Source organism: Pseudomonas sp. NPDC087598, from assembly GCF_044743525.1.
GTDB lineage: Bacteria > Pseudomonadota > Gammaproteobacteria > Pseudomonadales > Pseudomonadaceae > Aquipseudomonas.
The window spans coordinates 15,452-40,739 of record NZ_JBIUWQ010000027.1; the positions used below are offsets into that span (position 1 = coordinate 15,452).

At 60.4% G+C, this 25,288-nt stretch carries 22 protein-coding genes; 12 read left to right on the forward strand and 10 right to left on the reverse strand.

The window, feature by feature from the left end; translation table 11 throughout:
* Positions 1-173 precede the first annotated feature (173 nt).
* Complete coding sequence (locus tag ACIOWE_RS16150) at positions 174-1,985, forward strand: ABC transporter ATP-binding protein (protein ID WP_401393179.1); 1,812 nt, start codon at positions 174-176, stop codon at positions 1,983-1,985.
* On the opposite strand, the gene ACIOWE_RS16155 is transcribed toward ACIOWE_RS16150, so the two are convergent.
* From ACIOWE_RS16155 to ACIOWE_RS16165, 3 genes are all read right to left on the reverse strand, one after another.
* A complete protein-coding gene (locus ACIOWE_RS16155; protein WP_401393181.1) occupies positions 1,982-2,926 on the reverse strand; it encodes an alpha/beta hydrolase in 945 nt (314 codons plus the stop codon). The two genes, ACIOWE_RS16150 and ACIOWE_RS16155, sit on opposite strands and share 4 nt — an antisense overlap.
* A gap of 112 nt (positions 2,927-3,038) precedes the next feature.
* Positions 3,039-4,037: an NAD(P)H-quinone oxidoreductase gene (locus ACIOWE_RS16160; protein ID WP_401393184.1), complete on the reverse strand. Its 999-nt coding sequence runs from the start codon at positions 4,035-4,037 to the stop codon at positions 3,039-3,041.
* On the reverse strand, positions 4,034-5,281 hold the full coding sequence (locus tag ACIOWE_RS16165) for a YbfB/YjiJ family MFS transporter (protein WP_401393187.1): 1,248 nt from the start codon (positions 5,279-5,281) through the stop codon (positions 4,034-4,036). Before ACIOWE_RS16165 ends, ACIOWE_RS16160 begins: the two co-directional genes overlap by 4 nt.
* A gap of 110 nt (positions 5,282-5,391) precedes the next feature.
* Here ACIOWE_RS16165 and ACIOWE_RS16170 point away from each other — a divergent pair, with 110 nt between their 5' ends.
* A complete protein-coding gene (locus ACIOWE_RS16170) occupies positions 5,392-6,267 on the forward strand; it encodes a LysR family transcriptional regulator (protein ID WP_201239025.1) in 876 nt (291 codons plus the stop codon).
* A gap of 185 nt (positions 6,268-6,452) precedes the next feature.
* The gene (locus tag ACIOWE_RS16175; RefSeq protein WP_401393190.1) at positions 6,453-6,929 is read left to right on the forward strand and encodes a hypothetical protein; all 477 of its coding nucleotides are present in this window, start codon (positions 6,453-6,455) and stop codon (positions 6,927-6,929) included.
* Between the two features lie 49 nt (positions 6,930-6,978).
* Here the strand turns inward: ACIOWE_RS16175 and ACIOWE_RS16180 are convergent, their stop codons facing one another.
* A complete protein-coding gene (locus tag ACIOWE_RS16180; protein WP_401393193.1) occupies positions 6,979-7,701 on the reverse strand; it encodes a pirin family protein in 723 nt (240 codons plus the stop codon).
* 221 nt (positions 7,702-7,922) lie between these two features.
* Here ACIOWE_RS16180 and ACIOWE_RS16185 point away from each other — a divergent pair, with 221 nt between their 5' ends.
* Together ACIOWE_RS16185 and ACIOWE_RS16190 are read left to right on the forward strand one after the other, a co-directional pair.
* The gene (locus ACIOWE_RS16185; RefSeq protein ID WP_401393196.1) at positions 7,923-8,873 is read left to right on the forward strand and encodes a GlxA family transcriptional regulator; all 951 of its coding nucleotides are present in this window, start codon (positions 7,923-7,925) and stop codon (positions 8,871-8,873) included.
* Between the two features lie 90 nt (positions 8,874-8,963).
* Entirely contained in the window at positions 8,964-10,433 is a 1,470-nt protein-coding gene (locus tag ACIOWE_RS16190) for an ATP-binding protein (protein WP_401393198.1), read from the forward strand.
* Here ACIOWE_RS16190 and ACIOWE_RS16195 read toward each other — a convergent pair.
* Complete coding sequence (locus ACIOWE_RS16195; RefSeq protein ID WP_401393201.1) at positions 10,398-13,301, reverse strand: ATP-binding protein; 2,904 nt, start codon at positions 13,299-13,301, stop codon at positions 10,398-10,400. The two genes, ACIOWE_RS16190 and ACIOWE_RS16195, sit on opposite strands and share 36 nt — an antisense overlap.
* Positions 13,302-13,435: 134 nt before the next feature.
* Positions 13,436-13,873: a helix-turn-helix domain-containing protein gene (locus tag ACIOWE_RS16200; protein WP_401393204.1), complete on the reverse strand. Its 438-nt coding sequence runs from the start codon at positions 13,871-13,873 to the stop codon at positions 13,436-13,438.
* A 212-nt stretch (positions 13,874-14,085) separates the two neighbouring features.
* On the opposite strand from ACIOWE_RS16200, the gene ACIOWE_RS16205 reads away from it, so the two are divergent.
* The 6 genes from ACIOWE_RS16205 (at position 14,086) to ycaC (ending at position 20,648) form a co-directional block, all read left to right on the forward strand.
* On the forward strand, positions 14,086-15,009 hold the full coding sequence (locus ACIOWE_RS16205; protein ID WP_401393207.1) for a LysR substrate-binding domain-containing protein: 924 nt from the start codon (positions 14,086-14,088) through the stop codon (positions 15,007-15,009).
* Positions 15,010-15,157: 148 nt separating this feature from the next.
* The gene (locus tag ACIOWE_RS16210; protein WP_401393210.1) at positions 15,158-16,930 is read left to right on the forward strand and encodes a hypothetical protein; all 1,773 of its coding nucleotides are present in this window, start codon (positions 15,158-15,160) and stop codon (positions 16,928-16,930) included.
* 118 nt (positions 16,931-17,048) lie between these two features.
* Positions 17,049-17,465 carry a DoxX family protein gene (locus tag ACIOWE_RS16215; protein ID WP_401393213.1) on the forward strand — a complete coding sequence of 139 codons (417 nt, stop codon included), beginning with the start codon at positions 17,049-17,051 and terminating at the stop codon, positions 17,463-17,465.
* The gene (locus ACIOWE_RS16220; protein ID WP_401393216.1) at positions 17,458-18,084 is read left to right on the forward strand and encodes an antibiotic biosynthesis monooxygenase; all 627 of its coding nucleotides are present in this window, start codon (positions 17,458-17,460) and stop codon (positions 18,082-18,084) included. The genes ACIOWE_RS16215 and ACIOWE_RS16220 overlap by 8 nt, the downstream gene beginning before the upstream one ends.
* Before the next feature lie 32 nt (positions 18,085-18,116).
* Positions 18,117-19,955 (forward strand): amidohydrolase, encoded by a 1,839-nt coding sequence (locus tag ACIOWE_RS16225; RefSeq protein ID WP_401393219.1) that lies wholly within the window; start codon positions 18,117-18,119, stop codon positions 19,953-19,955.
* Positions 19,956-20,024: 69 nt separating this feature from the next.
* Positions 20,025-20,648 carry an isochorismate family cysteine hydrolase YcaC gene (gene ycaC, locus ACIOWE_RS16230; RefSeq protein ID WP_103520016.1) on the forward strand — a complete coding sequence of 208 codons (624 nt, stop codon included), beginning with the start codon at positions 20,025-20,027 and terminating at the stop codon, positions 20,646-20,648.
* Positions 20,649-20,843: 195 nt separating this feature from the next.
* On the opposite strand, the gene ACIOWE_RS16235 is transcribed toward ycaC, so the two are convergent.
* Both ACIOWE_RS16235 and ACIOWE_RS16240 read right to left on the reverse strand, forming a co-directional pair.
* Positions 20,844-22,271: a mechanosensitive ion channel domain-containing protein gene (locus ACIOWE_RS16235; RefSeq protein WP_401393223.1), complete on the reverse strand. Its 1,428-nt coding sequence runs from the start codon at positions 22,269-22,271 to the stop codon at positions 20,844-20,846.
* A 240-nt stretch (positions 22,272-22,511) separates the two neighbouring features.
* Positions 22,512-23,534 carry an alpha/beta hydrolase gene (locus ACIOWE_RS16240; protein WP_401393226.1) on the reverse strand — a complete coding sequence of 341 codons (1,023 nt, stop codon included), beginning with the start codon at positions 23,532-23,534 and terminating at the stop codon, positions 22,512-22,514.
* Positions 23,535-23,694: 160 nt separating this feature from the next.
* Between ACIOWE_RS16240 and ACIOWE_RS16245 the strand changes: the two genes are divergently transcribed.
* Entirely contained in the window at positions 23,695-24,594 is a 900-nt protein-coding gene (locus ACIOWE_RS16245) for a LysR family transcriptional regulator (RefSeq protein ID WP_401393229.1), read from the forward strand.
* Between the two features lie 57 nt (positions 24,595-24,651).
* On the opposite strand, the gene ACIOWE_RS16250 is transcribed toward ACIOWE_RS16245, so the two are convergent.
* Positions 24,652-24,960 carry an addiction module antidote protein gene (locus ACIOWE_RS16250; RefSeq protein ID WP_401393232.1) on the reverse strand — a complete coding sequence of 103 codons (309 nt, stop codon included), beginning with the start codon at positions 24,958-24,960 and terminating at the stop codon, positions 24,652-24,654.
* Between the two features lie 2 nt (positions 24,961-24,962).
* Complete coding sequence (locus ACIOWE_RS16255) at positions 24,963-25,256, reverse strand: type II toxin-antitoxin system RelE/ParE family toxin (protein WP_201239010.1); 294 nt, start codon at positions 25,254-25,256, stop codon at positions 24,963-24,965.
* Between the last annotated feature and the right edge of the window lie 32 nt (positions 25,257-25,288).

Consider the following 25,288-nt stretch of genomic DNA (forward strand, 5'->3'; position numbering starts at 1 on the left):
GCCTTCCAGACGTTTTTCTCATGAAAAACGCAGGACTTAGCACTGCGCAATGCCGCCGATATCTCTGGGGGATATCAGGTACAAGTATCCCGAGGAACTTCCGACGCTGGAAATTCAATCGTCGCGCTGGAGTACCATGACGCACTCTCATCCTCTGCCGAGCTCAATGCCCTATGCCTGTTCTATCGCGCTTCACGTCGTTGCTCGACCAGGCGCAACGAGCCTTGCGACTGGTTTGGGGCACGTCGCGCGGCTTGTTCCTCGGGCTGGTGCTGGCGACCTTGATTGCCGGGTTGTTGCCAGCACTGGCGGCATGGTTGGGGCAGCGGATTGTCGATGCGGTGGTCGCGGCGATGCAGTTGCATGCGCAGAACGGCAGTGCGCCGTTGTGGCCGGTGTTGCGTTATGTGTTGCTGGAGGCCGGGGTGTTGGCGTTGTTGTCCGGTACGCAACGGGCGTTGTCGGTGCAGCAGTCGCTCTTGCGTGTGCAGTTGGGGCAGAAGGTCAACACCTTGATTCTGGAGAAAGCGCAGACCCTGGCGCTGGTGCAGTTCGAGAACTCCGAGTTCTACGACAAACTGGTGCGTGTGCGTCGCGAAGCCTCGACCCGGCCATTGGCCTTGGTCATGAAGTCGTTGGGGCTGATCCAGAACCTGATCATGCTGATCAGTTTCGGCGTGCTGCTGGTGCATTTTTCGCCGTGGGCGCTGGTGCTGCTGGTGGTCGGCGCGTTGCCGGTGTTTTTCGCCGAGGCGCATTTTTCCGGTGACGCTTTTCGTCTGTTCACCCGGCGTGCGCCGGAAAGTCGCCAGCAGAGTTACATCGAAACCCTGCTGTCCCACGAGGCCTACATCAAAGAGGTCAAGCTGTTCGGTTTCGCGCCGCTGCTGTTGCAGCGCTATCGCGACACGTTTTCCAGGCTGTATGCCGAAGACCGCCGCTTGACGTTGCGCCGCGATGGCTGGGGCTTCGGCCTCGGATTGCTCGGCACAGCGGCGTTTTATCTGGCCTACGCCTGGGTCGTGATCGATGCCGTGCATGGCAATATCAGCCTGGGCCAGATGACCATGTACCTGGTTTTGTTCAAGCAAGGGCAGAGTGCGGTCAGCAGCAGTCTGAGCGCGATCAGCGGGTTGTACGAAGATGGCCTGTACCTGACCAGTCTTTATGAATACCTGGCGGAACCGGTACTCGCCGACACCGGTCACCTGACCATCGGCGCGCAACCGGGCGATGGCTTGCGCTTCGAGAACGTCGGTTTCCGTTACCCCGGTGCGAGTCGTGCGGCACTGCAAGGCATTGACCTGCATCTGGTGCCGGGAAAAAGCATGGCGCTGGTGGGGGAGAACGGTTCCGGCAAGACCACGCTGATCAAGTTGCTGACCCGGCTCTATCGTCCCGATCAAGGGCGGATTCTGCTCGATGGCAGCGACTTGCAGGATTGGCAGGAAACCACGTTGCGTCAACGCATCGGGGTGATTTTCCAGGATTACATCCGCTATCAATTCAGCGTCGGGGAAAACATTGGTGTCGGCGATACGCTGGCGTTCAACGATCAGCAGCGCTGGAAGGAGGCCGCTGCCGAAGGCATGGCAGCGCCCTTTATCGAAGGGCTCGACCAAGGTTACGCGACTCAACTGGGGCGCTGGTTTGCCGGTGGCCAGGAACTGTCTGGCGGGCAATGGCAGAAGATTGCCTTGTCACGGGCTTACATGCGTCGTGATGCCGACATCCTGATCCTCGATGAGCCGACCTCAGCACTCGATCCGGCGGCGGAGGCTGCGGTGTTCGAGCATTTCAGTCAACACACCGAAGGGCGCATGACCTTGCTGATCTCTCACCGGTTCTCCAGCGTGCGCAATGCCGACCACATCATTGTGCTGGAGCAGGGGCAGATTCTGGAGCAGGGCGATCATGATCAACTGATCGCCCGTGCCGGGCATTACGCGCAACTGTTCGATTTGCAGGCTCGCGGCTACCGTTAAGAGTCCTGCGCGCTGCGCAGCAGGGTCGGCCCGGCGACACGCGGAGCCGATTTACTCTGCATCAACGCATCGATCGCCTTGCGATAATTCTGCCCGCCCAGCGCCATGCTGTTGTTGTGCGTGGCACCGGGTACCAGCAACAGCCGCTTGGGTTGTTGCGCGGCGTTGAACAGTTGCTCGCTGAAGCGCGACGGCACGAACGCGTCGGCCAGACCGTGCACCACCAGCAATGGCATATGAATGTCGGCGATCTTGTCGATGGAATCGAATTTCTGCGACAGCAGCCAGCGTACCGGCAGCGAGGTATTGGCCACGGCTGCGGCAACGTCCGCCAGCGAGGTGAAGGTGGACTCGATCACCAGCCCGCGCACGGGGAGTGCGGTGTGATCGCGGGCGGCTTCCATTCCAAGCTCGGCAGCCAGATCGATGGCCACGGCGCCGCCCAGAGAGTGGCCGTAGATCAGGCGTTTGTTCGGATCTGGCTGCAGCAGTTTGAAACGCTCCCACGCGACTCGCGCATCTTCGTAAACGCTGCTTTCCGAGGGCAGATCACCCTTGCTCTTGCCGAACCCGCGGTAATCGATGGCCAGCACCGAGTAGCCCGCCGCACGCAATTGCTCGATACGAAACAATTGCCCGGTGAGGTTCCAGCGCACACCGTGCAGATAAAGAATCGCCGGGGCATTGGCCTTTTCCGCCGGCCACCACCAGGCGTGGATATTTTGCCCGGCCTTGAAACTCTTCGGTTGCAGATCGAGTTCCTGCACGCTGCCCGGCAAACCGTGGTACCAGCCCGCAGTACCGGGCTCGATGCGAAACAGCAGTTTGCGCTCGGCATGTTCCAGCACGGCACAACTTGTCGGCACGCCGATAATCAACGCTGCCATGCAGGCGAATGCCAGGCGGCGACGGCGCAGTCGATTCATGAAGGAAAGGAACATTAAACGTTTCACCGCAGCGCAGACAAAGAAGGCTTTTTACCAGATGACTCGGTCTGCGCGCGATATTTTCGACCACCGTGCGGATGCAACAATTACAAAATGCTGCGACGGTTCAGTCCACCCGCAGGACGATCTTGCCGATATGGTCACCGGCCTCCATGTGCGCATGCGCCTGAGTCGCGTCGGTGAGTGCGTAGACCTTGTCGATCATCGGCAGGCAGCGTCCGGCGTTCAGCAGCGGCCAGACGTGTTCGCGCAGTTGATCGGCGATGGCGGATTTCTCCGCACTGGTGCGGGCACGCAACAGCGATCCGGTCACCACCGCGCGTTTGCCGAGGATTGCCAGCAGATCGACATCGTTGGCCCGGGCGCCGCCGAGGAAACCGAGCATGACCACACGCCCGTCCATCGCCAGTGCGCTGACATTGCCGTTGAGGTACGAGCCACCCATGATGTCGAGAACCACATTGACACCTTGGCCAGCGGTTTTCTCGGCGATGACCTCAGCGAAATTCTGTTGGCGATAGTTGATTGGCTGACCGCCCAGTTGACTGATCGCCGCGCATTTTTCGGGGCTGCCGGCGGTGGCAAAGGCTTCGATGCCAAATTCACGGCAGAGCATCAGCGCCGTCGTGCCGATGCCGCTGGTGCCGCCATGAATCAGTACACGTTGGCCACGGCTGGCGCCGCCGAGACCAAACAGGTTGGCCCACACGGTAAAGAAAGTTTCCGGGATCGCGGCAGCGTGCACCCAGTCGAGCCCATCGGGAATGGGCAACGTCTGGCCGGCCGGAACTGCGCAGTATTCAGCGTAGCCACCGCCGTTGGTCAGCGCGCAGACTCGATCACCCACAGCAAACTGGCTGACCCCGGCGCCGAGGGCCACCACTTCGCCGGCCACTTCGAGACCGGGTATTGGATTCATGCCGGGTTTCATCGGGTATTTGCCCGCACGCTGCAAGGCGTCCGGACGGTTGATGCCGGCCGCGTAGACGCGAATCAACACTTCACCTTCTGCGGCCACCGGCAACGGTACGCGTTTGGCTTGCAGCACTTCAGGGCCACCGGGTTCGGTGATTTCGATGCGGGTCATTTCATTGGGTAAAGTCATTTCAATTCCTGCTCATAAAGGTTCTGTAGATGGGAGGTCCGTGCAGTGCAAAAATTCCCGTTAATCGGCGCAACCCTGTGGGAGCGGTACCAAAGGTTCATCGCCTGCTCCAGCAGCAACGCCACCAAAATCGCGCTACCGGCGATCACGAACAGCAACGCGTGATGGCCGCCCGTGGCATTAAATACGGCTGAATAAGCAAACCCGGCCAGCGCCTGAAACGTGGCGAACGACACGGTGGCGCGACTCCAGGCGATCTGCTGGCGATGGTGCTCCGGCACCAGCTCATGCACGCGGGCCAGGGCCAATGGCACGATGCCGGGCGGGAACGAGCCGAGCACCACCGCCAGCACTGCCAGCGCGATGAAGGAGTGGGACTTCGCCAGCAGCCCCAGCGCAATCGCCTGCACCACCAGCACCAGACGAATGCTCGCCCGGGCGCCAAACTTGTCCGCCAGAAAGCCATAACTCACTGGCCCGACAATCGCGCCCAGGCCATACATCACCCACACCAGCGCACCGATATGCGCCCCGGCACCGAGCCCGCGAGCGACGTAATCGACCAGGAACACCATGGCGGGCACCAGACCGGCCGCCATGAAAGCGTATTGGGCAAACAGCAAATAAACGCCGGGCGGTGTAGGTTGGGCCGCCGTGTTCGATGGCGAGGCCACCGTGTGCGGCAAGTCAGATGGCCAGCCGAACCAGCTCAGCGCGGTCAGCAGCAACGACAATGCGCCCAGTCCCAACCACGTGGCTTGCAGGCCCAGACTCAACAGCGGTGGCACCAGGGTTCCCGAGCCGGCGATGCCCAGCCCGATGCCCAGGAAGATCGCGCCGCTGGCCAGACCTTTGCGGGACGCTGGCACATGGGGCAACACCGTCGCGGCAACCAGCACCATGATCGCGCCACCGGTAATCCCCGACAGCAACCGCCAGCCGAAGAACCAGCTAAGCGACAACGGAAACGCACAGGCAAAAAAGGCCGCAGTGACCAGCAACATCATCAAGCGCAGGGCGTTTTGGTTGCCGAGCTGACGCGCGATCGGCCGACCGAGCAGGGCGCCGATCAGATAGCCAACCAGATTGGCCGCGCCAAGGTAGATCACATCATGGGCGGAGAACCACTGCGCCTGAATCAGCTCGGGAATCAACGGTGTGTAGGCAAAGCGTGCCAGACCAATACTGACCAGGCTGGCACAGAGTCCGGCGAAGATGGCTGACGCTGAGGATGAAGTACGCATGAGAGCGTTCCTGAGGAAGGTGTATGGCGCTCAGCATATCGGCTATTGTTGCTGCATTAGCGCAGCGATTAAGCGGCTTACTGATGCAAATTTGCATCATGAGGAGTGATATGAACTGGGATGATGCACGGGTATTTCTGGCGGTTTGCCGCGAGTCATCGCTACGGGGCGCGGCGCGCGTCCTCGGTGTGGATCAGGCTACCGTCGGACGGCGCATCACCGCGCTGGAAAAGTCCCTGAGCGCAACGTTGTTCTTGCGCACTTCCGACGGTTACGCTCTGACGGCGCTTGGCGAAGCGGCGCTTGCAAGCGTCGAGAAAATGGAGCACTCGGCACTTGAACTGGAGCGGCAGATTCAAGGCCTGGACGATCGTTTGACCGGTAACGTGCGGGTCAGCACCACCGATTCGCTGGCCATCGATTTCCTGATCCCGGCCATCGCTCGCCTGCACGAGCAGCATCCGGACGTGCGCGTGCAACTGGATGCGTCCACGCAGATCCTCAGCCTGGCCAAGCGTGAAGCGGACATCGCCGTGCGCAACACCCGACCGGACAATCCCGACCTGATCGCCCGGCGGATTGCGCGCTGGCCGGTGGGATTGTTCGCCTCACAGGCTTACATCGACGCCAAGGGAATTCCGCAGCCGGGCACGGCGTTCGAGGGGCATGACCTGGTGGTTTATCAGCCTTATTTGCAGAGTCGCAAGGACCTGACACTGGTCAGCGAGCCCATCCATCGCGGGCGAATTGTCGCCAGTCTCAGTTCCAGCCTGTTGGTGCGCCGCTCGATTGCGGCCGGAATCGGTGTAGGAGAAATGACCGTTTATATGGCCGAACGCGATGGCTTGGTCAGGCTCTGGCCGGAGCGCAGTTGCCCGCAACCCTATGAGGTGTGGCTGGTGACCCATGCGGATTTGCGCCATACCGCGCGGGTCAGGGCGGTCATCGAGCAGATTGTCGAGGTGTTTGCGACGGAGAATCAGTGAGTGCGACGGCTGCCGAGGGAAGGCTACGCAGCCTGACGAAAAGACCTACATCCAGCGCAGAATCCGCTGGCTTGTGGGCTTTGGTCAGGGGCTTTACTGTTGCTCCAGCTTGATGAGAGACGCAGCGCTCACCCATCAAACGATGTATCAGGGAAGGTATCGGTAACCCAAGGAAGGGGATCGGATTGAACGCCAGGGAATTTGAGCAATACCAAAACATGAACGCTTCGAGCAAAGGTCAGAGCACTCCCGCCATGAACGCTATCAGTCGTGAAGAATTCAACGCCAGAATCGAGACCATCGAGACAAGGATGGATGCTCGGGTGGAGGCTGTATCAGGGAGAATCGATGCTTTTCTTGTAGCTCAGGCAGAGCGGGACAAAGCAAATGAACGCATTCGGCTCGAGCGCGATAAACGCCTCGACTCAATTGCCCTAGAGTCGAAAGAGGCGCTCAGACAAGCAAGTACCGTGAAGGCTAATGTCTGGATGGCAACGGCTGTGCATTTGTTTGGCGTGGTCAGCATTGTCATCGGTGGCTACTTTGCCAGTCAGGCCAACCTGTATGTAGCGATACAAACAACCCTGACGGCGGTTCAAGCGGGCAAGGATGTCGGTGCACCAAGGCCCGCCGAGCTGCCATCGCCAGTGTCGCCACAATAAAAAACGACCTTCAACTGAAGGCCGTTTTTATGAGCAGTGAAACCCTGCCTCATGGCATCTGCGGCAATTCCTGTGGCCGCAAGTCGAACACCAGTACCTCGGCATCCACGCCATTGCACAAGTTCAACACCTGTTCCTCGCGAACCCGCACGCCGTCACCTTCCTGCAATCGCTGGCCGTTCAGTTCAACACTGCCGCGAGCCACGTGTACGTAGGCGTAGCGATTGGCCTGCAGTTCCAGCGTGGCGCGCTCGTTGCCATCGAACAGCCCGGCATAGACCCGCGCATCCTGGCGCACGGTCAACGAACCGTCGCTGCCGTCCGGTGAGATGATCAATTGCAGCCGACCGCGTTTTTTCTGCGGGCTGAAATGCTCCTGTTGATAGCGCGGTTTGGCGCCACCGACTTCCGGCACGATCCAGATTTGCAGAAAGTGCACAGGCTTGGTCGCCGAATGGTTGAACTCGCTGTGTGCCACGCCGCTGCCGGCGCTCATCAGTTGCACATCACCGGGGCGGATCACCGAACCGGTGCCCAGGGTGTCTTTATGCTCCAGCGCGCCTTCCAGTACGTAGGAAAAGATCTCCATGTCGCGATGCGGGTGTTGGCCGAAGCCTTTGCCGGCGGCAACGCGGTCATCGTTGATCACCAGCAGGTCGGAGAAACCCTGCTCACGCGGGTCGCGATAGCTGGCGAAAGAAAAGGTGTGGAACGACTTCAACCAGCCATGATTGGCGAGGCCACGATCGGAGGCTTTGCGAAGGGTCAGCATGATGAAATCTCCTTTCAGGACGTGAATTCGTCCGAGTGAGGAGAAGCTTACTGTTTACCTAGGGGTGCAATAAGTAGATGAAAATTGAAAGACTGTCCTGATCTGGTTGACAGTTTTGCACGCAAGTTCACGCAATTATTTCCGATAGTCAGGCTGCACTTGGCCATAATGCTCAACCTTTCTCCTGCGTTTACTTTCTTTGATCTCAGTGATGTCTCCCCATGAAAACCGTGGCAATGGTGTTGTTCCCTGACTTTCTGCTGCTCGACATGGCCGGGCCGATGGAAGTGTTTTCGGTGGCCAATCGTTTCCTCAAAGCAGAATCACATTATCAATTGGTCACCCTCGGCACCGAGCGCGGGAAGCTGCGTGTCTCCAATGGCTTGTGGGTGCAGGCCGATCGGCCTGTCGAAGACGACAGTGAGCACTATGATTTGCTCTTGGTGCCCGGAGGCCCCGGTGCTTACAACGAGAAATTCCCGGTGTTGTTCGACTGGTTGCCGGGTGCCGTGCAGCGCGCCGAGCGCTATGGTTCGATCTGTACCGGCGCCTTTGTGCTGGGCCACGCCGGGTTGCTCGATGGCTACCGCGTGACCACGCACTGGAATTACACCGAGCGCCTGATCAAAGGTTTCCCGAAGGCCTCGGTCACCACCGATCAGATCTATGTCGAAGATCGCAATCTGATTACCTCGGGGGGTGTCACCGCAGGCATCGATATGGCGCTGGCCGTGGTCGCCCGTGACCATGGCAAGAAACTCGCGCAGGACGTGGCCAAAGTCTTGCTGGTGGTGATGAAGCGCCAGGGCGGGCAGGCGCAATTCAGCCCGTTGTTGGCCACCGTGGCGCCACAGGACACCCCGATCACCCGGGCGCAGAATTACGTGCTTGAACATCTCGACGAGGCCTACACCGTTGAGCGCATGGCGGCACTGGCGAACATGAGTACACGGCACTTCGCGCGCTTGTTTGCCCGGGACGTCAACATGACGCCGATGGAGTTTCTGCAAAGTGCGCGTATTGATTGCGCACGCAATTTGCTCGAAACCAGCGATCTGCCGATGAAAACCGTGGCCTATAAAAGCGGCTTCGGCAGCGTGCGGCACATGCGTTCGTTGTTCGCTGAAAAGCTCGGTCTGACGCCTGCGCAGTACCGCGAACAGTTCAGCTAGAGCGGTTGTGTCCGTCTGGTGCACCCGGATGTCCGTGTTGCGCCCCCTGTGCAGGTTGTGCCGTCACCTGAGGCTGCCAAGATAGTTGGCATGAACAACCTCAACGATATGAATTCGGCGGCGGTGCTGCGTTTTGGCCCTTACGCGTTTCATTTGCGCCAGCGGCTGATCCTCGACGGGGACCGGCAGTTACGCATGGGCGGTCGGGCGCTGGACATTCTGCAGATACTGGTCGAACACGCCGGGCGAGTGGTCAGGAAGGAGCAATTGATAGCCCTTGTCTGGCCGACGTCGGTGGTCGAAGAGATCAACCTGCGCGTACACATTGCGGCGTTGCGCCGGGCACTGGGCGATGGTGAAAACGGTCAGCGTTATATCGTCAATGTGCCGCAGTGCGGTTACAGCTTTATCGCCCCGGTGCATTACGACAGCGAGGCGCAATGGGTCTTCGAGCGCTTGCAGGCTCCCCAGCACAATTTGCCCGCACGACTGACGCCAGTGACCGGTCGTGATTCGCTGGTGGGCGGCATGGTCCGACGCATGCCGCTGTGTCGCCTGATGACCGTCACAGGTCCACCGGGCGTGGGTAAAACCACTGTGGCCCTGCGCGTGGCGGAGTTGCTGCTGGAACATTTTCGTGAGGGTGTGTGGTGGATCGATCTGGCGCAGGTCGATGAAGAAACTCCTTTGCTTGAACACCTGCTGCGCGTCGTTGATTGCGATATCTCCACGCTGTGCGCTCGTCATGCGTTGCTCGTTCTGGACAATTGCGAACACCGGCGCGATGCCTGCAAAGCACTGGTTGCAACGCTGTTGGACGCCGCGCCGCGGCTGGCCATTCTCGCCACCAGCCGCGAAGCCTTGCAGGTCAGTCTGGAAACCCAGCAACCCGTGCCACCGCTGGCCATGCCGAAAAGTCCGGCGGTCAATTGCATCGCACAAGCCATGGGCTATTCGGCGGTGCAGTTGTTCGTCAGCCGCGCCCGCGCGCGACAGCATGATTTCAGTCTGCGTGAGCAAGACTTGCAAAGCGTGCGCGAGATTTGCCGTCAACTCGATGGTTTGCCGTTGGCGATCGAACTGGCGGCGGCGCAGATCGATGCCCTCGGCCTGGTCGGCTTGCAGGCGCAGATGAACAACGGTTTGCAACTGCTCAGCCATGGCAGGCGCACGGCGGTGCCGCGCCATCAATCCATGCAAGCCGCACTCGACTGGAGCTATCTGCGCTTGAGCGAACAGGAACAGCGCGTGCTGCAGCGGTTATCGGTATTCAAAATGGCGTTTACCCTGGAGGCGGCGCTGGGCGTGATCAGTTGCACGCAACTGGCCTCGTCGACGCTGGCGGCGGTGATCGATCGCCTGGCCTGCAAGTCGTTGCTGACGGTGGAGCAGGGCGCCGATTCATGCAGATACCGCCTGCTCAATACCACCCGGCGTTATGCCCGTGAGCAACTCGAGCGCAGCGGCGAAGGGATTGATCTTGAGCGCCGGCATGCGCGTTACCTCAGCCGGAACCGCCAGGCATCAGGCGTGCACGGGGTCGCGCAACTCGTCGAGTAGTTCGCGCACGTTGCGCAAGTCCGGGGTGGCGTAGCCCTCGTTGAAGCGTTGGTAGATCGGGGTCAACAGATCCACGGCTTCGCGATACCGCGATTGTTGTTGCCAGAGCCGGGCCAGCGAGATGGCGCTGCGCAGCTCCCAGGCCAAGGCTCCCTGGGACCTGGCGATGGACAGAGCTTGTTGGAGAATGGCTTCTGCTTCCTGAACGTTGGCGTTGACTGGGCAGTCCCCTTCGCGAGCAGGCTTGTACCCGGGATCCGGGACCGACACAGTACAACTGTGGGAGCGAGCCTGCTCGCGAAGGGGCCCGCCCGGACACCCCGAATCCCCAACCAACAATACATTCGCCCGAGCCCGCAAGATCTCCGCCGTGCTCCACCCCGCATCCCCCGCCTGCGCGCGCGCGAGCAAATCAGCATCCACAAACCGCTCGTCCAGCGTCACCATGATTTCCCGAATCAACCCGCTGCCATCCGCCGGCATCGACGTGGCGCTGTCGGCGTCGATCACCTGCGCGTAGTGCCGGGCCCAGGTGTAAAACAGCAGCACCGAGTGCTTCTGCGATTGCTCAAGCAACAGATGCAGGAGTGCCCGGGCGTTCTGCCGGTCACCGTTGTAATGGGCGATCAGACAACTGGCCAGCGCCAGGGTGTAGCAGATCGACGTACCGTGGTTGATCTGCACGGCGATGTCCAGTGCCTGTCGCGCCGTGCGCCACGCTTGCTCGGGAAACCCCTGCATCCACAAAACCCGGGCAAGCACAGTCAGCGAGGCGACGCTCTGATCGTACTGCACGCCAAAACCGTGGGTAAACCGATTGAGGTGGCCGCTGTGGGCCATGCGCTCGATCACCTGCTCGGCATGCGTGCGCGCCTGCCCCTGGTCGCCGGCGTAATGCAGGGCCAGCACCCGCAAGCGGTGGGTGCTCAGCGACAGCAGCGGGTCGCCGTGCAGGCCGAGACGGTCGAATTGCTCGCTTTGCTCCAGCGCCATCCGGTAGTTCCCGCAACTGAGGTTGACCGCCAGGTGTCCGGATATCGCCCGCAGTTGCCCGGCGACATCGCCGTGTGCCTGCGCCAGTTGGCGGGCGTCGACGAAAGCCTTGATGGTCTCGGGAGTGCCGCCCCAGGTGTGGTAGCAAGCGCTGCCGAGCGCCAGTTTCAAAGCGATTTTCAGCTGTGGACTGGCTTCATGGGGGCCATTGAGCAGATTCAGTGCCTGACGCACGTAAGCGCCGTATTCCTTGAGCAGCGACAACTCTTGCCATAACGGTGCCGAAGCTGCGGTCAGTTGAATCGCCAGATCCTTCGGTCCACCATCGTTGAGGCTCCAGTCCAGCGCGGCACGCAAATCTTCCAGACCGCGTGCGTAGCGATCGATCCACAGCGAAGTCGACGTGTTTTCCCAATGGGCCTGTGCTTGATGCATCAGGTTCAGACAGCGTTCGGCGTGGCGTTGCCGGGTCTCGTCGAGTTCACACGCGAGATCGAGTTTTTCCAGGGCATAGCGGCGGGTCGTGTCGAGCAGGCGATAGAACACCTCCTCATCACCGACCTCGACACTGAGCAGGGATTTCGCCACCAGTTGCGTGATCGAGGCGAGCACCATGCCGGGGTCGATCTGCTGACCGATGATGACGGCTGCGGCCGACTCCAAGGTAAAACCGCCGCGAAATATGCCGAGTCGGCGCAGGCAGGTCTGCTCGCAACGGTCGAGCAGGTTGAAACTCCAGTCCAGCGTGGCACGCAAGGTGAGGTGGCGCTCAGCGCTGCTCTGGTTGCCCACCGCCAGCGGCGGCAAGCGGCCCTGCAACTGGCTCAGCAAGCCATCCAGCCCCAACTCGACGACTTGCGCCGCCGCCAGTTCCAAGGCCAGTGGAATACCGTCCAGACGCTGGCAGATTTCAATCGCCTGGGGCAGTTGGGCGTCGCTTAATTCAAAGCTTTCCTGCGCAGCCAAGGCCCGTTCGACGAACAGTTGCAGCGCTGAATAATCCAGCGCCTGCGCGCGGTCCAGTTCGACCAATAGCGGCGGACATTCAAGGGATTCCAGCCGTTGCACGAATTCGCCTTCGGCCCGCAGGCTCTCGCGGCTGGTGGCGAGAATATGCACCTTCGGTGCTGCACGCAGAATGCTTTCGCTGAGCATCGCGACGGCATCGATCAGGTGTTCGCAGTTGTCGATCACCAGCAGCATCTGCCGCTGGCGCAAGCCGTTGACCAGACACGCCAGCGGATCGCCGTCGAGCAACGACAGGTCGAGCAGGGCGGCGAGGTGCGAGGCAATCAGTCGAGGGTCGTTGAGCGGCGCCAGATCCACCAGCCGAATGCCATCGCGGTAGTGCCCGATCAACTGTTCGGCGACGCGCAACGCTACCGTGGTCTTGCCGATGCCGCCGGGGCCGACCAGAGTGATGCAGCGCTGGCGTGGCAATTGTGTCATCAGGTGGTCGACCAACGCCTGCCGCCCGATCATCCGCGTGCGACGCAGTGGCAGGTTGTGCCGCCCGGCGGTACTGCCTGCGGGCCGCTGCTCGATGGATTCCAGCAGAATCGGCGCGACGAAACTGTAACCGCGCTGCGCCACCGTAATGATGTAGCGCTGGCCGGCCTGTCCGTCGCCAAGAGCCTTGCGCAGTGCGGCCATGTGCACCCGCAGGTTGATGTCTTCGACGACGCTGTCCGGCCAGACTTCGGCCATCAACTGTTGCTTGCTGACGACTTCCCCGGCATGGGCCAGTAACGTCAAGAGAATGTCCATCGCCCGCCGACCCAGGCGCAACGGCTGATCACCTTCGAGCACCAGACGTTGCCCCGGATGAATCCGGTAGGGACCAAAACCGAGGGCCTGATTCGGCGAAAGACTCAACAGCTCACTCCTGCGGTGCTGCGGCGGACAGGTCGGAGCAGGGCCGGGCGCACGCGCAGGCCTTCTATTCCGGGATGTCCGGGCATAATCCTCAGGTTTTGGCGTCAGTGCAACGGGTGGCGCAGGTGTTGAGTTCAAAGCGCGCTGGACGTTGAGCGGTGGCTCTTGTGTTCACGCATGACCTGGCAGCGCCAGGCAAATGGATTGATGCCTTCGCTGCGGGTGAACATGTGGCAGAAATGCGCCTGATCGCAGAAGCCGCATTCCAGGCTGATTTGCGTCAGGCTCAGGTCGGTGTGCTGGATCAAGAGTTTGGCACGGGCGATACGTTGGCTGCGGATCCAGTCCTGCGGCGACAGCCCGGTGCTGCACTTGAAGGCCCGGGAAAAGTGGCTGCGCGACAGCGAGCAGGCGCGGGCCAGCTCACTGACTTCAAGGCTTTCGTCGAGGCGGTCGAGGATCAGTTGTTTCACTTGGCGTATGCGTTGCGGGCTAAGGCCACCGATCCCGCTTTTGCGCGGTTCGCTGGCAGGGGCGAGGGCGAGGGCGAGGGTAGGTTGCAAATGAGCCATGGCCAATGTCCGTGTCGGTGGGGAAGGCACGGTCGGCGCTTTCCCTCAGATCAAAAAACAACGCTGCGCAGAGGGATTCATTGTTGGAGACGACGCCGTGGCTGACGAGTTAATCGTTGTTAATTTCGCTCTGGTATGGGGTTTACCGGCCCGTTGATCGGGTAAAGTGCGTAGCACTTGCGTGTGGCTGGCCATAGAAGGAAATCGAGCCGATGAACCGTAACGATCTGCGTCGCGTCGACATGAACCTGCTGGTGATTTTCGAAGCGTTGATGTTCGAAAAGAACCTGACCCGCGTCGCCGAAAAACTGTTCATGGGCCAACCCGCTGTGAGTGCGGCGCTCGGCCGTCTGCGGGATCTGTTCGATGACCCGTTGCTGCTGCGCAACGGTCGCGGCATGGAACCTACCGCCCGCGCCCTGGCAATTCTCAAGGAACTGCAACCGGCGATGGACGTCATTTCCGGGGCGGTCAGCCGTGCCAAGGAGTTCGAACCGGCGAGCAGTTGCGAGGTGTTTCGCATCGGCCTCTCGGACGATGCCGAGTTCGGCCTGTTTCCGCCGTTGCTGCGACAGCTTCAACAAGAGGCGCCGGGGATTGTCGTGGTGGTGCGCCGTGCCAATTTCCTGCTGATGCCGGCGCTGCTGGCGTCCGGGGAAATCTCCGTCGGTGTCAGCTACACCACCGATTTGCCCGCCAACGCCAAGCGCAAAAAACTGCGCGACATCCCCTGCAAGGTCCTGCGCGGTGATGATCGCCCGGGGCCGCTGACACTGGACGAATACTGCGAACGCCCGCACGCGATGGTGTCGTTCTCCGGCGACTTGAGCGGCAACATCGATCTGGACCTGGCAAAGCTGGGCCGCCAGCGCCGCGTGGTCCTCGGCGTGCCGCAGTTCAGCGGCTTGCGCGCCTTGCTCGCCGGCACGGAAATGATCGCCACCGTCCCGGACTACGCCGCGTGCGCACTGGTTGAAGGCTGTGCGTTGCGTGCGGAAGATCCGCCGTTTCCGATCGAAGCAGCGCAGTTGTCGATGGCCTGGAGCGGGGTCCATGACAACGACCCGGCGGAGAAGTGGTTGCGGTCGCGGATCAGTCAGTTCATGTCGGCGACGCTGGAAATCGAACACAGGTAACGTCTGTGCCATGGCGTCTGCTCAGCTGTTGCCGTTCGTCCGGAATACGCCGTCACCTGTAATTTCTGACAGTAGCGCAAGTGACCGATCCGGTGTGTGATGAGCCAATGTCCTCCGGGGCAACGTCAATCACGCACAGGAGCGAATGATGAGCAGCACCTCCGTCAAGATAACCATTGATGACTTGCCCCGACCCTATGTTCTGGAAAGCCCGACTTACACCCTTCTCGATCCAGTGCTGGTCAAGTATTCGCTGACGATCGCCTCGGACGCTGTCCTCGAGCCCACGGACAAAATCAGTGTCAAATGGCAGGGCGCATCGGGCACACCCGCCGAAGGTTCACACGTCACAGGCTTTGTCGAAGTGGGCGACAAACGCCCGGTGGAATTGCGACTGGCACCTTCATTGGCAGCCATCAATCAAGGCAAGACAGTCACGTTGACCTACGACATCATTCGCGGTAATGCACCTGCGGTGACTTCCCAGCCTTTGATTTTGTACGTGTTGCCAGTGGCACAAGGTGATTTGCCCAGGCCGACTATCGAATCGGCTGAAAAGGAGGGTGAGGGTCTGGATCTGTTCGTGCGGGATCTGCAGCAGTTTATCTTGAGAATCAATGCATGGCCTCTGATCGACCAACGGCAATTTTTCTGGGCCCGGTTTAAAGGGACGAACGCCGATGGTAGCGTGTTTGATCAACAATATTGGAGTGCGCCGGGTAGTCAGGTTGGTATGGATTTTTTCCGCTTCGGCTTTTTCGCACAAGACTTCCCGGCCGGTCCTCTGCGGGGACTGAAGGATCGCAGCGTTTTGACCATTGAGTTCGGCGCATCGCTCGACGGCAGCCTGGTTGAAACCGATGCAACCGACTTTGCGCTTCGCCACTACATTGTCAGGACCGGCGCAACACCCACTCCGCTCAAACCTGAAATCCGCTCGGTCAGAGACCCTGAGCTACAAGAGATCCCCGATGGGCAAGCTACCCTCGCCACCAGCGTAACGATCAGCGGTACGGCGATGGCGGGCGAGCAATTAGTGGTGTTTGACGGGCCTGACCCCAGAGGAACGGTTCGTGCCGAGGCCGGTATCTGGCAGTTCCCCTTGTCCGGATTGGTTGTCGGTAAGCACACGTTCACAGCCCAGGCCATGTATGGCGATGATGAGGTGTCCGATCCCTGGACCATCACCGTTAACCCGACTGAAGGTCGGCAGCTCTCGATCGAGGAGGCTCCTGATAACGCCAATCTTGATCCACTGCAGGCGACAAGGTCCCTGACGGCCGTGCTGGATTACGACATGCAGCCCAGCGATCTGCTGAGCGTGACAGTAACCGCCGCCGCAGGTACACCCGCTGCGGGGTCGCATACCACCACGCCGGTGGCTGCCGGCACTGCGCGCCCGAGAAAAATTACATTGCCGGTACCACTGGTGGCCTTCAGCATCGGGAAGAATATGGAGGTGACCTTCACCTATACGCGGGGAATCTCCGAACCGGTGACTTCGTTACCGCTGCCTCTCAACGTGCTGCCCATTGCATTAGACCAACTCGATGCCCCCGTGATCACTCAAGCCAACGGCTCCGACATTCTGGATCTGAAGGACGTTCAGTCCGGCGGCAACCTGTTGTTTGGTGTCTGGCCGCACATTTCAGCGAACCAGCGTCTCTGGCTTTCTCTGGAAGGGCAGAGAGACACTGGAACGCACAATCTCACAATGTGGGTGGGCACGACTAACATGGTGCATCGTGCCTGGGTTACGAACGGCAGTTACAGCCCCCTTATTTCGGCCAATTATCTGCGGCAGCTGAAAGATGGCAGCAAATTGATCATTCGTTTCAGGGTCAATCTGGATCAGGTTGCGAACGTTAATACTGCGGTGGTTTTTCAAACCCGTGAATACACCATTCGGGCGGTGCCTTGACCCCACACCTGCCGCCAGCGTTATCGTATAACCGCCGTCGCAACTGAGCACATCCGTGCAATTTCCCCCCACCCATCATTGGCATGATTCAGGCCAATGACATTTCAAGGGTGGGGTCATGAACGCCATACAAAACGATGAACGGGCGCGCGACGTCGGTTTGCTGTTTCTGCGGGTCAGCGGCGGATTGTTTCTGCTGTGGGTGCACGGCTTGCCGAAGTTGCTCGATTTCAGCGCGCAATTGGCGCTGATCGAAGATCCTTTTCACCTCGGCGCCCACCTGACCTTGTGTCTGGCGATCTTCGCCGAAGTCCTCTGTCCGTTACTGATCGTCGCCGGCTTACTGGTGAGATTGGCGTGCTTGCCTATTCTGTTTGTGCTGCTGGTGGCGCTGCTGGTCGTGCACCCGCAATGGAGTGTGGCCGAAGGGCAGTTCGGCTGGTTGCTGTTGATCCTGTTTGCCACTGTGTTTATCGCCGGGCCGGGACGGCTGGCGCTCAATGTCCGTTTGCCCGGAGTGCTGCGTTATGCCTGAAGTCCTGAGTCCAAAAGCACCGGGGTCCGATGAGACCGTGACGCTGATCGTCAAACACCGGGTCAAGGCTGGATTCGAAGCCGCCTATGAAGCCTGGCTGCGCAATATCGTGCGGGTGGCGGGGCAGCGCGAAGGGCATCTGGGCGTGGACGTGGTGCGCGGCAAGCTCGCCGGGCTCGACGCTTATACCTGCGTGCTGCGCTTTTGCTCGACCGAGGCGATGCAATTGTGGCTGGAATCGCCGCAGCGTCAGGCGCTGGTCGATGAAGCCACGCCGATGCTCGCCGATGGCGATCAGACCGAAGTCGCGCCGATCAACGAATTCTGGTTTGCACCGCTGGCCGATGCCGCTTCGCCGCCGCCGCGCTGGAAACAGGCGGTGATCACCCTGCTGGTGATTCTGCCGCATACCTTGCTGGTGCCGCTGATCTGGGGGCCGCTGCTCAAGCTGCACCCGCTGCTTTCCAACTACGTGGTTGCGACGTTCCTGATCACCCTGACCATCGTGCTGTCGGTGGTGTACGTGTTCATGCCCCGCGTGACCCGTCTGTTCGCGCCGTGGCTGGAAGCCAGTCAGGCGCATACCCACGTCGAACCCACAGAACACCCGTCACGCTGAATCCCATTCATTTTTTTCTCGAAGGAACTGCGATGAGCGCCGATCTGATTCTCTTCAATGGTCAATTTCATACCGTCGACCGCACCAAGCCTCTGGCCAGCGCCGTGGCGATCAAGGACGGCCGCTTCGTGGTCGTCGGCAACGATACCCAGGCCATGGCCCTGCGCGGCCCGGCCTCACAAGTGATCGACATGCACGGTCGCTGCGTCATCCCCGGCCTCAACGACTCGCACTTGCACCTGATCCGTGGCGGTTTGAACTACAACCTCGAACTGCGCTGGGAAGGCGTGCCGTCGCTGGCCGATGCCCTGCGCATGCTCAAGGATCAGGCCGACCGCACACCAACCCCGCAATGGGTGCGCGTGGTCGGTGGCTGGAACGAATTCCAGTTCGCCGAAAAACGCATGCCGACCCTCGAAGAACTTAATCAGGCTGCACCGGACACCCCGGTGTTCGTCCTGCACCTGTACGACCGCGCGCTGCTCAACCGTGCGGCGTTGCGCGTGGCCGGTTACACCCGTGACACGCCGAACCCGCCGGGCGGCGAGATCGTCCGTGACGCCAATGGCAACCCGACCGGCATGCTGGTGGCCAAACCCAACGCGATGATTCTCTATTCGACGCTGGCCAAGGGACCGAAGCTGCCGCTGGAATATCAGGTCAACTCGACCCGCCAGTTCATGCGCGAACTCAATCGCCTCGGCCTGACCAGTGCGATCGATGCCGGTGGCGGTTTCCAGAACTACCCGGACGATTATCAGGTGATCGAGCAACTGGCCAAGGACGACCAGTTGACCGTGCGCATTGCCTACAACCTGTTCACCCAGAAACCCAAGGAAGAGCTGACCGATTTCCAGAACTGGACCGGCAGCGTCAAATTGCATCAGGGCGACGACTACCTGCGGCACAACGGCGCTGGCGAGATGCTGGTGTTCTCGGCGGCGGATTTTGAAGACTTCCTCGAACCGCGCCCGGACCTGCCGCAAACCATGGAAGCCGAGCTGGAGCCGGTGGTGCGCCACCTCGTCGAGCAGCGCTGGCCGTTCCGTTTGCACGCCACTTACAACGAATCGATCAGCCGCATGCTCGACGTGTTCGAGAAGGTCAATCGCGACATTCCGTTCAACGGTCTGCCGTGGTTCTTCGACCATGCCGAAACCATCACGCCGCAAAACATTGAGCGGGTGAAAGCCTTGGGCGGCGGCATCGCGATTCAGGATCGCATGGCGTTCCAGGGCGAATACTTTGTCGACCGTTACGGCAAGCAGGCTGCCGAAGCGACGCCGCCGATCAAACGCATGCTCGCCGAAGGCGTGCCGGTCGGCGCGGGTACCGATGCGACGCGGGTTTCCAGCTACAACCCGTGGACGTCGCTGTACTGGATGGTCAGCGGCCGCACCGTCGGTGGCCTGGCGTTGTACGAAGAAGGTTTGCCGCGCACCACTGCGCTGGAATTGTTCACTCACGGCAGCGCCTGGTTCTCCTCGGAGCAGGGCAAAAAAGGCCAGATCAAGGTCGGGCAACTGGCGGATCTGGCGGCGCTGAGTGCGGATTTCTTCCACGTCGAAGAAGAAGCGATCAAGTGGATCGAGTCGGTGCTGACCGTGGTCGGCGGCAAGATCGTTTACGCCGCCGGCGACTTCGCGGACCTCGGCCCGGCCAGCGTGCCGGTGCTGCCGGACTGGTCGCCGGTGGTGAAAGTCCCGGGCCACTGGCGGCCGAATTCGCCATTGCAGGCACAGGTTCACCAATGCGTCGGCGCCTGCGCGGTGCACTCGCACAGTCATGAAAAAGCGCGGTTGTCGAACGCGCCGGTCAGCGACTTCGCCGGTTTCTGGGGCGCGTTCGGCTGTTCCTGTTTCGCTTTCTGATTTCCCCAAAAAGCGCCGGCCACTCGGTACGGCGCTTGACATCACATCCACCCAACCAGGAGTTTCCCCATGAGCGTTCCTTACAAGCGTCTGAACAAAGATGATGCGGTTGTGCTGCTGGTCGACCACCAGACCGGTCTGATCTCGCTGGTGCAGGACTTCACGCCGAACGAGTTCAAGAACAACGTGCTGGCACTGGGCGACATCGCCAAGTTCTTCAAACTGCCGACCATTCTGACCACCAGTTTCGACGCCGGTCCCAACGGTCCGATCGTGCCTGAACTGCGTGAGCAATTCCCGGACGCACCGTTCATTCAGCGTCCAGGCCAGATCAATGCCTGGGACAACGAAGATTTCGTCAAAGCGATCAAGGCCACCGGCCGCAAGCAACTGATCATCGCCGGTGTGGTGACTGACGTGTGCGTAGCGTTCCCGACCCTGTCGGCCATCGCTGAAGGCTACGAAGTGTTCGTGGTGACCGACTCGTCCGGCACCTTCAACACCACCGTGCAACAAGCGGCGTGGGCGCGGATGTCGGCGGCTGGTGCACAACTGTTGAACTGGTTCTCGGTGGCGTGCGAGCTGCAGGGCGACTGGCGCAACGACATGGAAGGTCTGGCGCACCTGCTGTCGGAACGTCTGCCGAACTACCGCAACCTGATCAACAGCTACACCAAGTTCACTGCCAAGTAATTGCTTGAACTAAAAATGCCCGCTTGATTGCGGGCATTTTTATGTGCTGCCTGATTTCCTGTGGCGAGGGATCTTGTCGGATCGCCGCACCGTCCCGCTTGAGTGCGCAGCGCTCACGAGATACTGGGGCCGCTGCGCAGCCCAGCGGGAGCAAGCTCCCTCGCCACAGGATTTGGTGTTTGCCTTTCTTGCGGGTCAGCGTTTTTGCAGCCAACCAAGAAATCCGCCTTTGCGCGACGGCGCCGTTTTCGCCAGCAACGCCAAATGACTGTTCTGCTGTCTCACCGCCTGCAACTTGTTCAACGCCGTCGCGACCTCGCCGCGCTGCTCCATGCACTGGCGCGTCAGGCCCTTGTCGAGTCGATAAATGATCGAAGACGTCAGCGCCGTGAACGTAGCCTGCGACGGCGTGTCCGCGAGAATACTCTGCTCGCCCATGACTTCACTCGGCCCCATCCGCCCGGCCTCGGTCTGCCCGTCACCGTCGGGAACGGTCGCACTGACCACGCCCGTGGCGATCACAAAAAGACTGTCCGGCACGTCATCCAGACCCAGCACCACCTGGCCCGCAACGTACTGCTGCGCGACCATCGATTCAGCCAGACGGTCACGTTCCTCGGGGCTCAGCGAACGGAAGATTTTCACCTCGTCCAGCAACGCTCGACCACGGGTCGACGGCTCGATCACGCCGTCCGGATGCCGCGAAATCCCGGCTGCTTCGAGATGACGGTGAGCGAGGTCGAACAGTTGATTGCGCACTTCGCCTTTCTTGCTCAACTCGGCAATAAAACCGCTGGCGACGTATGCCGAGGTGATTTCGCCAGCCTCTTTCAACACGGCTTTGGGCGCCGGGGTCAGCAGTAGACTGCTGCTGCCTTGCAACGTACGGTCGAGGGCGTCGAGCACTCGGCGCGGGCGAATGTGATTCGGGACCTGGATGCTGATCGACACGCCGTGCATGTTGCTCGGACGGCTGAGGTTGACGATTTTCGCCTTGGCCGCTACCGAGTTCGGCACCACGGCCATGGTGCCGGCGCTGGTCAGCAAATGCGTGGCGCGCCAGTCGATGTCGAGGACTTTGCCTTCGACGCCGTCGATCACCACGAAATCGTCCACTTGATACGGTTTGGTGGTGTTGAGGACGATCCCGGAAAACACGTCGGCGAGGGTGCTTTGCAGCGCCAGACCGACGACGATGGCCACCACCCCGGACGTTGCGAGCAGGCCTTTGACCGGCAACTCCAGCACATAACCGGCCGCCGCGATGATGGCCGCGAGAAATACCAGCGCACCGATCACGTCCTGCAGCAAACGCCCGCTGTGGCCGATGCGGCGCATCAGAATCAGACCGATGACTTCGGTGAGTACACGCGCCGCGTACAGCCACCAGAGAATGCCCAACGCCGTCGCGCCGAGTTGCGCCACGCGATCATCGGCAAACAGCGGCGCCTGCAAGGGGCTGACACCGGCATTGATCACCAATGCGCTGAACGCCAGAAACAGCACCAGTCGCACACCCACTCGCGGCGCACGATGGGTGAAGGGCGAGAAGTGCCATAGCACCGCATCAACCAACAGCAGAGCAGCGCTCAGGGACAGCAGGTGGGTGAGGAGGAAGGACATGGAAGACTCCGGATCTGCACGAGTGTGGGGGCGAAGGGCTGTTGTGGCGAGGGAGCTTGCTCCCGCTGGGCTGCGCAGCGGCCGCAAAATTATCTGTTTAACGAAGATTTTGTGAGTGTTGCGCACTCAAGCGGGACGGTGCGGCGATCCGACAAGCTCCCTCGCCACACGATCAAACGCAAAAATCACAGCCCGCAACGGCCCTCTGTAGGAGCTGCCGAAGGCTGCGATCTTTTGCCGTCAAGGCTGCAAATGGGTTTTCAGCTCAGCCGCCGCCTGACGCACAGCCGCTTTCACCTCGGGGATCTGACTCAGCGGATTGAGCAAACCAAAGTCATGAATCATCCCGTTGTAACGCACCGAGGTCACCGCCACGCCGGCCGCATCGAGGTGCCGCGCATAGCCTTCGCCTTCATCACGCAACACATCGAATTCGGCGGTCTGCACCAGGGCGGCGGGCAGGCCTTTGAGCTGTTCGGCGCTGGCATTGAGTGGCGAGGCATGGATCTGCGCACGTTCGGCCGGGTTGGTCGTGTAGTTGTCCCAGAACCATTTCATCATGCCTTTGGTGAGGAAGTGGCCCTCGGCAAATTGCTGGTACGAGCCGTCGTCGAACTGCGCGTTGGTCACCGGCCACATCAACAATTGGAAACGCAGCGCCGGAGCTTTCTGTTCCTTGGCCATCAACGCGACGACTGCCGCCATGTTGCCGCCGACGCTGTTGCCGGCCACCGCCAGGCGCTTGCCGTCGACGCCGATGTCCTTGCCGTGTTCAGCCACCCATTTCGTTGCGGCGTAAGCCTGATTGATCGCGGTCGGGTACTGCGCTTCCGGCGACGGCGTGTAATCGACGTACACCGCAACAGCGCCGGAGCCCACCACCAGGTCACGAATCAGCCGCTGGTGAGTCGGATAATCGCCCAGCACCCAACCGCCACCGTGGAAGAACATGAACACCGGCAACTCACCTTTGACCTTGGCCGGGCGTACCACTTTCAGGTTAAGCGTCTGGCCGTCCACCGTGATCGCCTTATCGCTGACTTCGACACCGGAGAGGTCAACCTTCACCGACGCCTGAGCACCGGTCAGCACCGCACGGGCGTCTTTCGGGCTCAGTTGCTCCAGAGGTTTGCCACCGCCGGCGGCGAGGGCATCGAGGAAGGCCTGGGTGTTGTGTTCGACACCGGTGTTTTCGCCAGCGAAGGCGTTGCCGATGGACAGGGCGAGGAGGGAAGCGGTCAGGGTTTTTTTGACGAGGTTCATGGTGGAAATCCTTTTGAATATTTTTGATTTGTTTGCCTGGGTTGCGGGCTGCTGTGGCGCTGGGTTTCAGGCCTCAGCAACACCGTGAGCACAGATTAATGGGGTGCCGAGAAGTGAAAAAGCGGCTATAAAGCGTTTAACTGTCCACCAGAGAGTGACAATGAACCCGTTCGAAGACATGCGTATTTTTTGCCAGGTGATGGACTCCGGCAGCTTCACCGCAGCGGCCGATCAGTTGGGCCTGTCCAAGCAGTTCGTCAGCCGCCGCTTGATGCAACTCGAAGAGCGCCTCGGCGTGCGCTTGCTCAACCGCTCGACCCGCCGTCTCGACGTCACGCCGCTGGGTCAGAGTTATTACGAGTCAGCGTTACGCTTGCTTGTGGAGGTGGAACAGGTCGAGCAGGGCATCGCCGGGCAGACTGCCGAGCCACGCGGGACGATCCGCATCAGTGCGCCGCTGTCGTTTGCCGTGGCGCATCTCGGTTGCCTGCTGCCGCTGTTTTTGCAGCGTTATCGTGAGGTCACGGTGGAGGTCGATTTGAGTGATCGGCCGGTGGACCTGTTAGGCGAAGGTTATGACCTGGCGCTGCGTATTGGTGTGCTGGAAGACTCGACGCTGATCGCCCGGCGCATTGCGTCGATTGATCGGGTGTACTGCGCAAGCCCCGCGTATCTGGCCGAGCGCGGTACACCACTCAAGCCTGAGGACCTGCTCAGCCACGACTGCCTGCCTTATGGCCACGGGCGCTCGGTGCAATGGCGGTTCAATGCCGGGCAGGGCAAGCCGCAATTGGTGAATGTCACCGGGCGCATGCGCGTCAATAACGGCGAATTGCTCAGGGATGCGGCGGTGCAGGGGATGGGGATTACTTATCTGCCAACGTTCATCGTCGGCGCGGCATTGAAGGACGGGCGCTTGGTGCCGGTGCTGGATGATCTTCGTCCGGAGCCGCTGACGTTATCGGCGGTGTATCCGCAGCATCGCCAGGCGTCGCGCCCGGTGCAGGCACTGGTTGAATTCCTGCGCGAACGTCTGAATCAAACCAATGTCGCCCTCTAAGCTGTACGCAGATAAAAATCTGTAAGCCTGCGCCTGCTAACCCTGGCTGCCATGGATTCAAGCAATTGGATGAGTGATCGCATGCCCCGGCTGTGCACACAGTTCGATGCCGAGGGCATGCATGACTCTCAAAACCGTGTCGAAGCGCGGTTTCGCACCCGGCGCGAACGCCTTGTACAGACTTTCCCGACCCATACCTGATTTCTTGGCGATCTGCGTCATTCCGCGCGCTTTGAGCACATAGCCGATTGCGCGAAGAAACTCTTCGTTATCCCCATCTGCAAGAACCTGAGACAGGTATTCGCTGATGGCTTCGTCACTGTCCAGCAATGCTGCCACGTCGAAATTCGTCAACGTCTGGCTCATGGTTAAACCTCCTTAGCCATTTTTTGTGCGCGTCGGATGTCTGCGCTTTGTGAAGATTTGTCGCCTCCAGCCAATAGAACGATGACTGCACCGTCACGTATCGTGAAATACACCCGAAAGCCCGCACCCACATCTACGCGCATTTCAGATACGCCATCACCCACTGATTTTACATCGCCGAGATTCCCATTTGAGGCCCGATCAATGCGTCGAGCGATGGCCACCCTGGCTCGCAGGTCTCGAACCGATTGGTGCCAAGCCTGGAAGACCGCTGTTTGTCGAATAAGATAATTCATTACCTGACTGTATCCAAGTAGATACAGACAAG

Bases quoted from the DNA above. Each gene is read 5' to 3' on its own strand.
- ACIOWE_RS16150 (WP_401393179.1), top strand. From the start codon at position 174: ATGCCTGTTCTATCGCGCTTCACGTCGTTGCTCGACCAGGCGCAACGA.
- ACIOWE_RS16155 (WP_401393181.1), bottom strand. From the start codon at position 2,926: ATGTTCCTTTCCTTCATGAATCGACTGCGCCGTCGCCGCCTGGCATTC.
- ACIOWE_RS16160 (WP_401393184.1), bottom strand. From the start codon at position 4,037: ATGACTTTACCCAATGAAATGACCCGCATCGAAATCACCGAACCCGGT.
- ACIOWE_RS16165 (WP_401393187.1), bottom strand. From the start codon at position 5,281: ATGCGTACTTCATCCTCAGCGTCAGCCATCTTCGCCGGACTCTGTGCC.
- ACIOWE_RS16170 (WP_201239025.1), top strand. From the start codon at position 5,392: ATGAACTGGGATGATGCACGGGTATTTCTGGCGGTTTGCCGCGAGTCA.
- ACIOWE_RS16180 (WP_401393193.1), bottom strand. From the start codon at position 7,701: ATGCTGACCCTTCGCAAAGCCTCCGATCGTGGCCTCGCCAATCATGGC.
- ACIOWE_RS16185 (WP_401393196.1), top strand. From the start codon at position 7,923: ATGAAAACCGTGGCAATGGTGTTGTTCCCTGACTTTCTGCTGCTCGAC.
- ACIOWE_RS16190 (WP_401393198.1), top strand. From the start codon at position 8,964: ATGAACAACCTCAACGATATGAATTCGGCGGCGGTGCTGCGTTTTGGC.
- ACIOWE_RS16200 (WP_401393204.1), bottom strand. From the start codon at position 13,873: ATGGCTCATTTGCAACCTACCCTCGCCCTCGCCCTCGCCCCTGCCAGC.
- ACIOWE_RS16205 (WP_401393207.1), top strand. From the start codon at position 14,086: ATGAACCGTAACGATCTGCGTCGCGTCGACATGAACCTGCTGGTGATT.
- ACIOWE_RS16210 (WP_401393210.1), top strand. From the start codon at position 15,158: ATGAGCAGCACCTCCGTCAAGATAACCATTGATGACTTGCCCCGACCC.
- ACIOWE_RS16215 (WP_401393213.1), top strand. From the start codon at position 17,049: ATGAACGCCATACAAAACGATGAACGGGCGCGCGACGTCGGTTTGCTG.
- ACIOWE_RS16220 (WP_401393216.1), top strand. From the start codon at position 17,458: ATGCCTGAAGTCCTGAGTCCAAAAGCACCGGGGTCCGATGAGACCGTG.
- ACIOWE_RS16225 (WP_401393219.1), top strand. From the start codon at position 18,117: ATGAGCGCCGATCTGATTCTCTTCAATGGTCAATTTCATACCGTCGAC.
- ycaC (WP_103520016.1), top strand. From the start codon at position 20,025: ATGAGCGTTCCTTACAAGCGTCTGAACAAAGATGATGCGGTTGTGCTG.
- ACIOWE_RS16235 (WP_401393223.1), bottom strand. From the start codon at position 22,271: ATGTCCTTCCTCCTCACCCACCTGCTGTCCCTGAGCGCTGCTCTGCTG.
- ACIOWE_RS16240 (WP_401393226.1), bottom strand. From the start codon at position 23,534: ATGAACCTCGTCAAAAAAACCCTGACCGCTTCCCTCCTCGCCCTGTCC.
- ACIOWE_RS16245 (WP_401393229.1), top strand. From the start codon at position 23,695: ATGAACCCGTTCGAAGACATGCGTATTTTTTGCCAGGTGATGGACTCC.
- ACIOWE_RS16250 (WP_401393232.1), bottom strand. From the start codon at position 24,960: ATGAGCCAGACGTTGACGAATTTCGACGTGGCAGCATTGCTGGACAGT.
- ACIOWE_RS16255 (WP_201239010.1), bottom strand. From the start codon at position 25,256: ATGAATTATCTTATTCGACAAACAGCGGTCTTCCAGGCTTGGCACCAA.